Below are 13816 nucleotides of genomic sequence, written 5' to 3'. Positions count from 1 at the left end.
TAGAACCGTTTGTTTTGAATAAACATATTTTTCTGTGTCCGGTTCAAATTCCATATCATAATCACCACTGACTGTCCAAAAAAGATTTCTGATACGATTGCTGATCTCCAGACGATGTTCTTCCAGTTGTTTCGCCGGCCATCTGACATCCTCCATACAAGTTTACCCCCATATGTCTTTTCCGGTCCAGGAAGATGGGATTCTGGTAGAAACCACATCTTCTACGATCTCTTTTTCAAATACATCAAAACTTTTATTTATGATTCCCATCTGGATTGCATCAATTGGAGAAAGTCCGCTTTTTGTTGCTTTTACAGCAGAAACCAATCCTCTCAGGTCAAGAGATTTTGTTGAGATTTCTCCATGATAAGCTTTGATCTGCAAATCCAGAAACAGTCCTGCAAAAGCTTTCAGTGCACTTTTTTCCCCATCTGGAAAATGTTGTCTTAATACAAAAAGGACACTATCCTCATCCATTTCAGGCATATCAATTACCATAAACCTTGAAACCAATGCTTCATTTAGCTCTCTGGTACCTGCGTAGCCATAATTCATCGTGCCGATAAATCGTGTTGCCGGATGAAGTAAAATCCTGTTATATCCTGGAATATCGATTCTGCGCCGATGATCCAGTGTGGCATGCAGTACAGAAACCGCATCATTTTTTGCCATATTGATTTCGTCCAGGATTCCAAATCCTCCAAATTCCGCGCATTGGTAGATGGGGCCTTTCCGAAGGCGAACCTCATTATTTATAAAGGTATCCGTTCCAATCAGATCGGCACTGTCTGTATTTACATGAAAAGAAATGTCGTATTCCGGTCTTCCGAATATCCATGCCAGTGTCTCACATAGTACATTTTTCCCTGTAGCTTTCGCACCGGAAAGTAACAGGTTATCTCCCTGAAGAAGCGCTGCTATTGACATTTCCAGAATCTTTTTCCCATAAAACAGGATATCCGGTTTTTCTACCCGTTCCTTTACCTGATCCTCTACCTCATAACGCATGTGAAAATCTCTCAGTTCTCCAATTAGTTCCTGCGCTATCTTCTGGTCTTCTAAATATTTTTCTATTTCTGCCCAATGATTTCTCATGAAGATTTTCCTTTCTTTACAATTAGTTATGCCAAATCAGATAATATTTCTGTTTACTCAATCTTCAAACTTTCAATCCTCCAACTCACAATCCCAACTTCTTTACAATTTCTCCCAGTGCACTTCTTACAGGAGAATCTTTCGGAAGCTGTATGATCGGCTTTCCATCACAGTCATACTGATATACCTGGTCATCATGTGGCACAACCCCTAACAATTCCAGTCCCTGATTTCGAATTTCTTCCAGAGTTCCGGCATCCAGTTTTCCATCCGGAACACGATTCACGATTAATCCAGTTTTCTGTGGTTTAAAGTTTAACTCCTTCATCAGCTTTGCAATACGTCCGGCTGCCTGAACACCTCTTCTGGAACAGTCACTCACAAGAATCGCAACTTCCATCATTGGCAGGATTCCTCTGCTGATATGTTCCATACCCGCTTCGTTATCAACCACAATATATGGATAATGGCTTTGCAGTTTCTGAACCTGGGTCTGCACAAGACCATTTACAAAACAATAGCAGCCCTGTCCCTGGGTTCGTCCCATTACCATCAAATCATAATCGTCTTCTTCTGCAATCGCATCAGAAAGACGCATTTCCAGATATGCCTGTTTTGTCATACCGGAGGGAATCTGATATCGTGGGTCTATGCCTGCCCGCTCAATTTCTTCTCTCAGCTCCCCAAGTGTGACCTCCGGCTCAACACCGAGCACTTCGTTCAAATTTGCATTTGCATCTGCATCCACCGCCAGGACCGGACGTTTTCCGCTTTCACATAAATACTGGATCAACAATCCACAAAGAGTTGTTTTTCCTACGCCGCCTTTTCCTGATACTGCAATTACATGTCCCATGTTTTTCCTCCTAAAATTCTGAACAATCTGTTGACTTTTTCTTTAAACCTCATTATAGTTGTTACTATATAAATTACAATAATCAATCTGTGAGATTTGTATGGTTACTCAACACATCAGAAAAATTGTTGAGAAATTATATGATACTAACTAATACAGGAGTATATAATGTCAGAAAAAACGAGAAAACAAGATCGCCGTACCCGCTATACCAGGCAAACCATAAAAGATACGTTCTTAGAGTTGTTAAATCAGAAAAGTTTTACGAAAATTACAGTTACAGAGATCTGCAAAAATGCTGAAATCAACCGTGGCACTTTTTATCTTCATTACTACGATATCCATGATGTATTATCAGATATTTTTAATGATATGACTCAGGATATGTTAACAACGGTAGATCATTTATTCTGTCTAAATCAAAAAAGCTGTTCCTATCCGTTCTGTCAGAAAATACAGATGGAATCACAATACAGGGCACTGTTTCTGGATGATGCAATTGCCCCTATTCTTCTGGAAAAAATAGCAGAAAATACAAAAGAAGGCTATGTGACCTGGCTTATGTCACACAGCCTCCTGACCTTTGAACAGGCAGAATCGGTTTTTTATTTTCAAATGAATGGCTGCCTTTCCATCAACAGACTGATGCTCCGCAATCACTGTAATGACTGGAAACAGATTCAGACAGTAATCGACAAATTTATCAAAGCCGGGCTGGAAAGTTTTCTGATTCATGATCAGAGAGAAGAAAAGGCTTCCGATAATTTTTGCAGCAAAATTTCTCCAACTGTTACCGCATCTTCTACACTCAGATAATGATCGGCATGATCCTGAAGAAATATTTTGCCAGATGCAGGAAATTCTTCATCTGCAAACCATATCTTTAAAGTTACCGGATATCTTGGCAGAACTGGAAAAACAGCACACAGATCCGCCTTTGTTTCTGTGAATTCTGCACCTAGGTTTTTACATGCTTTCTGAATTTTCTCAGGATCTTTATCCTGCAAAAGCTTTTCCAGTTTCTGCTCTGCAGTCCGGTCAAACTTGGTTCCCCGAATCAATCCATCTTTCAGGTTACCAAAAGTAATGAGCTTCTGTGAGCCTTCTGTGCCATCGGCCATATCCAGATAATGCAGCAATGTCAGATAATGCCATTCGTCCACGTTTGAGTTAATACGAAACTCAGGGAGTTGAATTTCAATTGTTTCATAAAAACTCAGTACTTCAAGCACATTCCGGCTGCTATGAAAAACAGCCCCGCTTTTTGCAGCAATCTCCTCTCCGGAACGATTTTGCAGCCGTTTTACTGCTGCCTGCAACATTTCCTGAAATGCACGATTTTCTGTTTGATTTTTGTATTCCATAAGTTCTCCTTTGTGAACATTTATAGTATCTGTGTTGACTTTTCCTTTAATCTCCATTATAGTTGTAATTATATTATTTACAATCATCAAAGCATTAAAAAATGTACAGTTTATCAACACATTAAAAAGAACTGTTGAGAACTTAGGATGTTTTAAACAAACCAGAAATATTTTCATCCCAAAAACGTGAAAACAAGATCATTATATCATACTACAAGGAGTTTCTTATCATGAAATATTCAACGAAATTAAGTGATACTGTTCATGTGATGGTTCTGATTGCTATCAACCAGGAAAAATCCCTCTCCAGTGCCTCAATTGCAGAAAGTGTCCATACAAATCCCGGCTTTGTACGCCAGCTTATGTTAAAACTAAAAAAAGCGGAACTTATGACAAGTGTAGCCGGACATGCCCGTCCTTCTCTTTCAAAACCAGCCGATCAGATTACATTGCTGGATATTTATAAAGCAGTTGAAGGTGATAAACCATTGCTTCATTTAGATACTCATACCAATCCAGATTGTGGCGTTGGTATTAACATTCAGTTATCTTTGCAGGGATTTTATAATGAAATTCAAAAGGCTGCCGAAGAAAAAATGAATACGATTACTTTACAGGATATCATAGATACCTACTATCAGCGGATATCTATAGAAAATAACTTACAGAATATTATTTAACAGGAGAACACTTTCATGTACCTTCAGCAAATACGAAATGCTACCAAAACACTGTGGGAGAAGTAGACTATGAGAAAACAATCTGGTCAAGTTCATAGCAGGGAATCTTCTGCAACTCTCCAACTGACAGTAAGTTTACTCTATCCTTAATTGCTTAAGCTGGTTGTATATGAATAAAGAATGATGTATAGTATTTGCAAGAGGCACCTTCTTTCGTAAATGTTGCAAATGTTTGTTTCGTCACTTTCATTATACAACATCAAGAATCAAGGTGTCTTTCTTTTATGCAAAATCACGAACTTGCTCATTTATAGATAAAACGATTTTATTTTTATTTCGAAAGCCGTTTTTACTAAAAATACGTCTGCCGTTTTTGGTCATTATTACTATGCATTGATACCTGGTCAAATTTCTTCCGAAAACAGATGATTTCAGGAATCAACTTGTCGACACACTCCTTTGTAGTATGTTGTCTATCTTCCATTGAAATCTCTCTTCTTTGGTGATACAATGTGCTACAATGCTTATCAAAAGTTACATCATTTTGGGGGACATTTACACTACAAAGGAGAATTTTATTTATGTTTCAGGTTTTTGTTGATTCAGCGGCAAATCTGCCTGCTGTTACTGCGAAAAAATACGATATCCATGTCGTTTCTTTCGTCAATCTTGTGAATGGAAAAGAGCTGGTCTGCTTCGACCCAGATCTGTCACCGGAAGAGGAGCTTTCAAAAGGAAAAGAATATTACAATGCCATGCGCACCGGCTGTGAAATCAAGACCGGACTGATCAGCACCGCAAATTTTGCGGATGCGTTCCGCACCGCTCTTGAGGCAGATCAGGATGTCATCTATCTTTCCTTAAGCAAAAACATCAGCGGAACTTATAACTCCGCAAGACTTGCTGCCGAGGAGCTTCTTGAGGAATACGGCGGAAAACGTAAAATCCGCCTCGTCGATTCCCTGAATGCCTCTCTTGCACAGGGCATCCTCGCCATCTATGCCAGCGAAATGCGCGATCGGGGCATGAACGTAGACGAAGCGGCAGATCTTCTGGAAACCTACGTCGGCAAAATGAACGGCATTTTCACCGTCGGCGATCTGAAATATCTTTCCCGCACCGGAAGAATCAAGGGAAGTGTCGCTGTGGTCGGAAATATGCTGAAAATCAAACCGATTCTGCGTGGAAATGAAGATGGCTATATCGTTTCTTATAAGAATGTCCGCGGACGCAAGGCCGTTTTAAATGAACTGATTCGTCTTTTCTGTGAAACGATCGAAGACCCGGAAAACCAGATCGTCGGAATCGCACATGCAGATGCCTATGAGGAATCTCTTTATATGATGGAAGAAATCCAGAAAAGAGTGAAGGTGCGTGAATTTATCAATACTTCCTACGATTACTGCACCGGAAGCCACGTCGGACCGGATACGATCGCTTTGTTCTATCTCGGAAAAGACCGCAGTCTTCTGTAAAAGGAGCAACCAGACTAACCACTGCTGTTCCACTGTATTTTTTCCGAAATTGCTGCAAACAGCGGAAATACTGTTTCTTTTTTCCATGCATAATTCCACCTGTTTTTCCACATACTACCCATACAGCACAAATTATGGAAAGTACATTGCGGAAACAGGAGGAATTTTTCATATGAAAGCGACGGGAATTGTTCGAAGGATTGATGATCTGGGGCGTGTGGTAGTTCCCAAGGAAATCCGGCGCACGATGCGGATCCGGGAGGGACAGGCCATGGAAATTTATACCGGACGGGAGGGTGAGATTATCCTGAAGAAATACTCACCGATCGAAGAGCTGGCGGAATGCGCAGCAGGGTTTACAAAATCGATTTCAACGGTGACCGGATGTCTCGTTTGTGTTTCGGATCAGGAACAGATTGTAGCGGCAAACGGGCCGGAACAGAAAAATTATCTTGGCAAGTCCATCAGCAGCCGGCTGGAGGAAGCGATTCTGAACCGGAAAACAGTACTTGCGCGTCCCGGTGAAAAGGCTTATTTTTCAATTTTGGAAAACACAGACAATACTACTCCTCTGCCGGAGCTCATTTTTCCGATTCTCTCCTCCGGTGATGCCATCGGTTCGGTCATTCTCTGCGGCAAAGACAGGGAGTCCCTGCCGGGCGACACGGAAAAAAAGCTCCTCCAGGTAGCGGCAACGTATCTCGGACGGGAAATGGAAAACTAAACAGGGGATTTATCGAAGGCAATTTATCAAAGGCTTTTTGCATCATCCACACCGGTTATGCAAGAGGCCTTTTCCTGTTATTCTGTAATTCGAGATATTCCAATTTTATCTTGCTATTTACACCTGCATTGTCTACAATAAAAATGACGTGCACGAAAACCTTCAGCCGATACGCCCGAAGCTTTTCTGTGCCTGCTTTTATAAGCCGGGAAAAATTCCCGGAGTATCCTACATTACACAAGGAGGAATTTCCATTCATGAAATACATTGCAAAGAAATTCGGCTCTCTCCTTCTTACGCTGCTTCTTGTATCCTTTTTATCGTTCTTTGCCTTTTCCGTCATACCCGGAGATGCGGCAAAATCGCAGCTTGGAACGGAGGCGACGCCGGAGCGGATTGAGGCTCTGCAGAAGGAAATGGGCCTGGATCGGCCGGTTCTGGAACGGTATGCTTCGTGGGTAACCGGCTTTTTTCATGGAGATCTCGGCACCTCGTATTCGTACTCGATGCCGGTCGGAGAACTGATCCGCGATAAAGTTCCGATTACCATCGCTATCACCGTTATCGCATTCCTGATGATCCTTGTTGTCTCGATTCCCATCGGCATTTTCACAGCACAGCACGCCGGAGGCCATCTGGACCGGCTGATCATGACGATCAATCAGGTGATCATGTCTGTGCCGGGATTTTTCATCGGTATTCTGATCACGTATCTTTTCGGTCTGATTCTCAAATGGTTTCAGCCGGGCGCCTATGTGCCGATTTCTGAAAATTTTTCCGGTTTTATCGGTTATCTTGTTGCACCGTCTGCCGCCATTGCACTTCCGCGCTGTTCCATGGCTGTCAAAATGCTGCGCAGCTCTGTGCTCTCGCAGCTCGATGCCGACTATGTGCGCACCGCCTATTCCCGCGGAAACAGTACACGCCGTGTTATGTATCACCATGTGCTGAAAAACGCCCTGATTCCGGTACTGACCTTCTGGGGCATGACAATCGCAGATATTGTAGCAAACAGCATTATTCTGGAACAGGTTTTTTCGATTCCGGGCATGGGCAATCTTCTGATCACTTCGATCTCCAACCGCGATTACCCCGTGGTTCAGGGCATCCTTGTACTGATCGCCGCCCTCATTATTATCATCAATTTCGTGGTAGATCTGCTGTATGGCAGAATTGATCCGCGTATCCGCGTAAAAGACTGACGGGAGCTTTCGATCATCAGCTCCCGCGACCGAAAGGTCATGGGGAGCCGCCCACGACAAAGGAAAGGGTTTTCATTATGAAAAAGAAACGCAATCTCACGCTGATCATCGGAGCTGTTCTCACCGCTTTTATGCTTCTGTTTCTTCTGATCGGCTTTTTCTATACACCGTACGACCCGGATGCAATGAACGGCGCAGCCAAGTTTGCTGCTCCCTCTCTGTCGCACCCGTTCGGCTGCGATCACTTTGGACGCGATATTTTCAGCCGCGTCTTAAAAGGAACCGGTACAACCTTCTTCGTCGCTTTCGCTACTCTGCTACTCGGCGGAACCATTGGTGTTCTTGTCGGTGCGTTCACCGGGTATTTTGGCGGATGGATTGACGAAATCCTGATGCGCATAAACGATGTCATTGTTTCCTTTCCGGGAATCCTGCTGGCGCTGGTATTTATCGCGCTGCTGGGTCCCGGCAAATACAACGTGATCCTTGCACTCGGTATCGTATTCATTCCGAGCTTTGCACGTATCACCAGAAGCGAATTTCTCGCACGCAAAGATATGGACTATGTCAAAAGTGCCCGTCTGATGGGTGTTTCCCATCTTCGGATCATATTTGTACATATCCTGCCAAATACGGTCCCGTCCCTTCTTTCGATGGCAGCAATCGGTTTCAACAACGCCGTTCTCTCCGAGGCCGGCATGAGCTTTCTCGGCATCGGTGTCCAGCCGCCCGATGCCTCGCTTGGACGGATGCTCTCAGAATCCCAGACGTATCTGATGACTGCTCCCTGGGGCTCTGTTTTCCCCGGTCTTGCCGTCATTTTACTGGCGCTTGGCGTATCGCTCCTCGGCGACGGATTACAGAAGAAAGGCGGTAACTGATATGGCACTTCTCGATGTACGTGACTTAAAAATTGCATTTTACGATACCACGCCACCGACCGAAGTGGTAAAAGGCATCTCCTTTTCCTTAGAAGAAGGTGAGACGCTTGGCATTGTCGGGGAATCCGGTTCCGGCAAAACGCAGACAGCACTCTCCATTCTGCAGCTTTTAAAGGAAAATTCCGCCGTATCCGGTGGAGAAATTCTTTACGAAGGTTCTTCCGTTACACACGCTTCCAGCCAGGATCTGCAGCGCATCCGTGGAAAAGAAATCAGTATGATTTTTCAGGAGCCGATGACCTCTTTAAATCCGGTTCTGGCCATCGAAGAACAGATTGCAGAGGGACTGCTGATTCATGAGAGCTGCACACCGGCAGAACGTCATGAAAAGGTTCTTGCTATAATGCATGAGGTCGAGCTTCCCGACCCGGAAAAGCTTTGCAAAAAATACCCTCACCAGCTCTCCGGCGGTCAGCGCCAGAGGGTGATGATCGCTGCGGCGCTTATTACAGAACCGAAGCTTCTGATTGCAGACGAGCCGACAACAGCTCTTGATGTGACGATTCAGTCGCAGATCTTAAAGCTGCTGAAAAAAATCAATGAACGCCATCACACGGCGATTCTTTTTATCTCACACGACCTCGGCGTCATCCGTTCGCTCTGTGACCGGGTCATCGTCATGAATCATGGGACGATTGTGGAATCCGGCAGTGTAAACGATGTCTTTTTCCACCCGAGGGAAGACTACACCCGCCGCCTGCTCGATGCAATTCCGAACCGACGAACATCGCTGCGAAAGCGAATCAAAATCGCTCCAACAGCTCAATGGCCGACAGGCTCTGACAAAAAAGCTGCTCCGCCTGCGGAAAAGGAGGAATAACCCATGGAAGAAATCAGTCCAAACAACATTCTGAAAGTCAGCCATATTTCTGCCTCCTATCAGGAGGGAAAGCAGAGAAAAACGGTGCTTCATGATATCTCTTTCGAGCTTCATGAAAATGAAATTCTCGGTCTCGTCGGAGAGAGCGGATGCGGAAAATCGACACTCTCCAAAGTGATCTTAGGATTTATCCGCCCAGATGAAGGCGAAATATTTTCGCAGGTCGACCATCCGCAGATGATTTTCCAGGATCCATTTTCTTCCCTGAATCCTGCGAAGAAAATCTCCTGGATTTTAGAGGAGCCGCTTCGGATGCAGAAGGTTCCAAAAGAAGAACGAAAAAAACGGGTTCTTGCGATGGCCGAAAGAGTCGGCCTCTCCGCAGAGCACCTGAAACGCCGCCCGCATGAGCTCTCCGGCGGCCAGCGCCAGAGAGTCAGCATCGCGGCCGCACTGATCCAGGGCTCACGCCTGATCCTTGCCGACGAACCGGTTTCCGCTCTCGATGTGACGATTCAAAAGCAGATCATGGAGCTGATGGTTCAGCTTCAGGAGGAGCTTCAGCTCTCGATTCTCTTTATCTCGCATGACCTCAACGTGATCTATCAGATGTGCGACCGGGTTCTCGTGATGAAAGAAGGCCGGATTGTGGAGAACGCGGAGACGGAAGAACTGTTTGCGCATCCGCAGAATGATTATACAAAGGAGCTTCTGGCGGCATCACCGGAGCTGTAGTTTTATTTCCAGCATTCTCTAAACACCCGAAGTACATTCTTGGAAAAGACCTTCTCGATCTCTTCATCGGTGAAACCGTCGTGGCTCATCACATCTGCGAGATGCTGCATATGCGCGGTGTCCGGCACATCCGTTTCACCACTGAAACCGTCAAAATCGGTTCCAAGGCCGATGATGTCGATGCCGCCGACGTTGCGCAGATATTTCATATGGCGTACCATATCCATCGTCGATGCCTTTTTCGCCGCCGGCTCCTCGCGCAGAAACGACGGACAGAAATTGATACCGGTGACGCCGCCACGCTCTGCGAGCTGACGAATCATTTCATCTGAAAGGTTTCGCAGATGGAAGCACGCACCGCGCGCATTGGAATGAGATGCAATGACCGGACCTCTCGTATGTGCAAAAACGTCGCGGATTCCGGCATCATTTAAGTGTGATAAATCGATCACTATGCCGAGCCGCTCCATCTCCTCGACAAAGGTAATACCGGTCGGCGTCAGCCCGTTTTCAAGATCCGGAAGATATGGCTTTCCCTCTTCCTGCGCCGGGTTTGGGAATCCGAGTTCATTCGGGAAGTTCCAGGTCAGTGTGGAAATCCGCACGCCGAGATCGTACATCGTATGCAGTTTTTCAATACTTCCCTCGTAAACACCACCCTCTTCGACGGTCATCACCGCGCCTATTTTTCCTTCCTTCTGTACCTGCATCAGATCCGCATACGTTTTGATCTGACAAATGCGGTCCGGATACCGTTCCACCTCTGATTTCCAGAGATCAGCCAGCTTTCTCACATGCTCAAACGGCGTTTCGTCTTTCAGTCCCTTCAGGAACGTAAACAAAGAAAAGCACTGGCAGAGGCTGCCGCCCTTTTCCAGCTTATCCAGATTGATCTGAAGATCCGCATCCGCAAGATGCTCCTGTTTTTCCTTCCACTGCAGCGCCGGGATGGTGTCGCAGTGCATATCAATTACCTGAAACATGGCAATAATCCTCTTTTCTGTTTTTTTTCTATTCTATCATATTTCGCTGCATTCCTTCACAAAAACTGGAAGAAAACGGAAAAAACCGCCTGGCTCATGGTAAACCCATAAGGCTAGAGAAAATATATCTTTCCGGAATCGCAAAAAATTTGGGGGTTCGCGTTTTTTCTCGAAAAAAACTTGCAAATCTCGTCTGAGATGATATACTTTTTGCATTGTGTTACTTTATGAAAGCACTGATCTTCCAAGAAAGTGCTTCTGCTTATGAAAAAGAAAGAGGTATCTATGCTCCAACTGATTGAAACCATCAACAATGCCGTGAACAATTTTATCTGGGGTGTTCCGGCTATGATCTGTATTTTCGGTGTCGGTCTTTACCTGAGTCTGCGCACCCGTTTTCTCCAGATTCGAAAATTCCCGTATGCGATCCGCACAACGCTCGGAAGAATGTTCCGCAAACGAGATGCTTCCGATGGCGCAATTACACCGTTCCAGGCGGTCTGTACAGCACTTGCCGCCACGGTCGGTACCGGTAATATTGCCGGTGTTGCCGGCGCTATCGCTATCGGCGGACCCGGTGCCGTATTCTGGATGTGGGTTTCCGCTCTGCTCGGCATGTGTACGAAATTTGCCGAGGTAACACTGGCTGTTTTCTATCACGAGAAAAATGCCAACGGGGAACTCGTCGGCGGACCGATGTATTACATCAAAAACGGTCTCAGCAAAAAATGGCATTTTCTGGCCTATCTTTTCGCTGCTTTCGGTGTACTGACTGTGTTCGGAACCGGAAATGCAACGCAGGTCAACACCATCACAACCGCAGTCAACTCCGCACTGATGAATTACCATGTGATCTCAAAGGACGCGGTCCCGACCTCCAACCTGATTCAGGGTATCATCATTGCGGCACTCGTAGCGCTGATCCTGCTCGGCGGTGTCAAACGGATCGCACAGGTAACAGAAAAGCTCGTTCCGTTTATGGCTCTGTTTTATATTGTCCTTGCCATCGGTGTAATTTTGCTGAACCTCAACCGGATTCCGTCTGTTTTCGTTTCGATCCTTGAGGGCGCCTTCCGTCCCTCCGCCGTTACAGGCGGTATCGTCGGAAGCATGCTTATGAGTGTAAAAAAAGGTGTGTCCCGCGGTATTTTCTCAAACGAGGCAGGTCTTGGTACCGGTTCGATCGCGCACGCCTGTGCCGACACAAAAAAGCCGGTCAAACAGGGTATGTTCGGTATCTTTGAGGTATTTACTGATACGATCGTGATTTGTACCTTAACTGCACTTGTTATTCTCTGCAGCGGTACTTCCATCACCTACGGACAGGCTGCCGGCGCAGAGCTGACCATCAGCGGTTTTACCCTTACATACGGAAACTGGGTTTCGCTGCTCACCGCGTTCGCGATGTGCTGCTTCGCCTTTTCCACGATTCTCGGATGGGGACTTTACGGTGCACGCTGCATCGAGTTTTTATTCTCCGAAAGAATCACAAAATATTTTATGGCCGCCTATGCGCTGGTTGCCATCCTTGGCGCCACCGCAAACCTCGGCCTGATGTGGAGCATTGCCGAGACCTTCAACGGTCTCATGGCGATCCCAAACCTGATTGCGCTCTTCCTGCTTTCGGGCAAGGTTGTGGAGCTTACAAAGGAATACTTTTCCGGAGAAGGCAAAACCCGGTAAAATTCCTTTTCTCGCGGCGCATTCCCTTCTTCTGTAAGAAAATCATGTAAATTCGCCTTTTCCCTTGACAATCAGGTTGCTACCCCTTACACTGTTAAAAGTTTATAACATGTTTACCAAAGAGGGAAAACCGGGAGGAACTTTTGAATGGAAAAATGGAATGAAGTAAAACTGGTGCCGGAGTTTTCGGAACAGGGCGTGGACTGCTATCGCCTCGCAGGCGGCGATTATGAGAACGAATACTATGTCGTTTCCGAAGCAGAGACAAGAAAGCTTCTGAACACACCGGAGGTTGTCGGATATGAGGTTTATCACTGCCTGATTCCGTCTACTTCACAGATGCTTTATTATTTTAAAGAGCAGGGAAAGGTAACCGCAGCCAACATCCTTTCCATCCTGCGCGGCGCTTTGAATTATCCGCTGGAGGAAAGCTGCTACCGTGAGCACATTCGTGTACATGACATCAGTTTTCTGTCAAGTGAGCGCGTCTTTAAAGAGGAAGAAATCGCAGGGCTGGAAATCAAATACAGCAAGCTGACGATGGTTCCGGGAAGTACACTTCTGATCGGCGATATCATCGCAACGGGTGAAACGCTGATCCACTGCCTGCGCTACGTAACCGATTTCTACCGTGAGCACGGTGCTTCCCTTCGCAACATTATCATCTTTACGATCGGCGGCACAACCGGAATCAAAATTCTGGAACGTCTCACAAAAGAAATCCGCGAGTTCTGGCCGGAGTTTGAAGGCTTTATCACCGTATATTACGAAGGAATCTTCAGCACCTATCAGGACAGGGGCGTATCTGGAATCAATCTGCCGGATGTCGATTTCTACTGGAAAGACGGTATCATTGCACCGGAGTTCCGAAGAGAAACGCTTTCCATGCGCGATCCTCTGTTTGAAAAATGCATCATCTACGATGGCGGTGCAAGACGCTATGAAATCCATGAGCATGTCGAGGAGGTTCTCGATTTCTGGAATAAAATGCTGGAGAAGGCCGACCGGATCGACTTCACCAGACTGCTCGAGGAGAAGCTCGGCTGCCCGCTTGGCGCATCCTACGAAGAGTGGATTCACATCAATCACTATGAAGAAATCGATGAACGTGTGACCAAATGGCTGTACCGCCAGGAAAAAGGCTATATTGCAAGCCTTGGCGATGCTACCCTGAAAGAAATTGCGGCTGAACGAATTGAAGAGTTTACCGCAGCACTTCGCAAATACATGCTGTAACAAAAAACCATTTCTTACGGTT

General features: G+C 45.7%; 13 protein-coding genes. 9 read left to right on the top strand and 4 right to left on the bottom strand.

The features are described from left to right. Positions 1-162 precede the first annotated feature (162 nt). From DXB83_RS03995 to DXB83_RS03980, 3 genes are all read right to left on the bottom strand, one after another. Positions 163-1095, bottom strand: coding sequence for an AAA family ATPase (locus DXB83_RS03995; protein ID WP_117804451.1), 933 nt, complete (start codon positions 1093-1095; stop codon positions 163-165). Between the two features lie 85 nt (positions 1096-1180). Further along, the gene (locus DXB83_RS03990) at positions 1181-1951 is read right to left on the bottom strand and encodes an ATP-binding protein (RefSeq protein ID WP_055226248.1); all 771 of its coding nucleotides are present in this window, start codon (positions 1949-1951) and stop codon (positions 1181-1183) included. A gap of 737 nt (positions 1952-2688) precedes the next feature. Next, a complete protein-coding gene (locus DXB83_RS03980; protein WP_055226247.1) occupies positions 2689-3315 on the bottom strand; it encodes a DUF3786 domain-containing protein in 627 nt (208 codons plus the stop codon). Positions 3316-3545: 230 nt separating this feature from the next. Between DXB83_RS03980 and DXB83_RS03975 the strand changes: the two genes are divergently transcribed. The 7 genes from DXB83_RS03975 (at position 3546) to DXB83_RS03940 (ending at position 9892) form a co-directional block, all read left to right on the top strand. Then, positions 3546-3995: an Rrf2 family transcriptional regulator gene (locus tag DXB83_RS03975; RefSeq protein WP_055221751.1), complete on the top strand. Its 450-nt coding sequence runs from the start codon at positions 3546-3548 to the stop codon at positions 3993-3995. 581 nt (positions 3996-4576) lie between these two features. Then, on the top strand, positions 4577-5470 hold the full coding sequence (locus DXB83_RS03970) for a DegV family protein (RefSeq protein WP_118595257.1): 894 nt from the start codon (positions 4577-4579) through the stop codon (positions 5468-5470). Between the two features lie 172 nt (positions 5471-5642). After that, complete coding sequence (locus DXB83_RS03965; RefSeq protein ID WP_055221761.1) at positions 5643-6194, top strand: stage V sporulation T C-terminal domain-containing protein; 552 nt, start codon at positions 5643-5645, stop codon at positions 6192-6194. Positions 6195-6451: 257 nt separating this feature from the next. Then, positions 6452-7396 (top strand): ABC transporter permease, encoded by a 945-nt coding sequence (locus DXB83_RS03955; RefSeq protein WP_022462693.1) that lies wholly within the window; start codon positions 6452-6454, stop codon positions 7394-7396. Between the two features lie 77 nt (positions 7397-7473). Next, positions 7474-8277: an ABC transporter permease gene (locus tag DXB83_RS03950; protein ID WP_022462692.1), complete on the top strand. Its 804-nt coding sequence runs from the start codon at positions 7474-7476 to the stop codon at positions 8275-8277. 1 nt (position 8278) lies between these two features. Beyond that, the gene (locus tag DXB83_RS03945; RefSeq protein ID WP_117804454.1) at positions 8279-9157 is read left to right on the top strand and encodes an ATP-binding cassette domain-containing protein; all 879 of its coding nucleotides are present in this window, start codon (positions 8279-8281) and stop codon (positions 9155-9157) included. Positions 9158-9160: 3 nt separating this feature from the next. Beyond that, the gene (locus tag DXB83_RS03940) at positions 9161-9892 is read left to right on the top strand and encodes an ABC transporter ATP-binding protein (protein WP_117804455.1); all 732 of its coding nucleotides are present in this window, start codon (positions 9161-9163) and stop codon (positions 9890-9892) included. Between the two features lie 2 nt (positions 9893-9894). Here DXB83_RS03940 and DXB83_RS03935 read toward each other — a convergent pair whose 3' ends face one another. Beyond that, a complete protein-coding gene (locus DXB83_RS03935) occupies positions 9895-10875 on the bottom strand; it encodes a dipeptidase (protein WP_117804456.1) in 981 nt (326 codons plus the stop codon). A 285-nt stretch (positions 10876-11160) separates the two neighbouring features. Here DXB83_RS03935 and DXB83_RS03930 point away from each other — a divergent pair, with 285 nt between their 5' ends. Both DXB83_RS03930 and DXB83_RS03925 read left to right on the top strand, forming a co-directional pair. After that, the gene (locus DXB83_RS03930) at positions 11161-12558 is read left to right on the top strand and encodes an alanine/glycine:cation symporter family protein (RefSeq protein WP_117510041.1); all 1398 of its coding nucleotides are present in this window, start codon (positions 11161-11163) and stop codon (positions 12556-12558) included. A 147-nt stretch (positions 12559-12705) separates the two neighbouring features. Beyond that, the gene (locus tag DXB83_RS03925; protein WP_117804457.1) at positions 12706-13794 is read left to right on the top strand and encodes a phosphoribosyltransferase; all 1089 of its coding nucleotides are present in this window, start codon (positions 12706-12708) and stop codon (positions 13792-13794) included. Positions 13795-13816 lie beyond the last annotated feature (22 nt).

It is taken from the genome of Blautia sp. OM06-15AC, assembly GCF_003481425.1.
GTDB lineage: Bacteria > Bacillota > Clostridia > Lachnospirales > Lachnospiraceae > Fusicatenibacter > Fusicatenibacter saccharivorans.
This window is presented reverse-complemented; position numbering and strand designations above follow the sequence as displayed.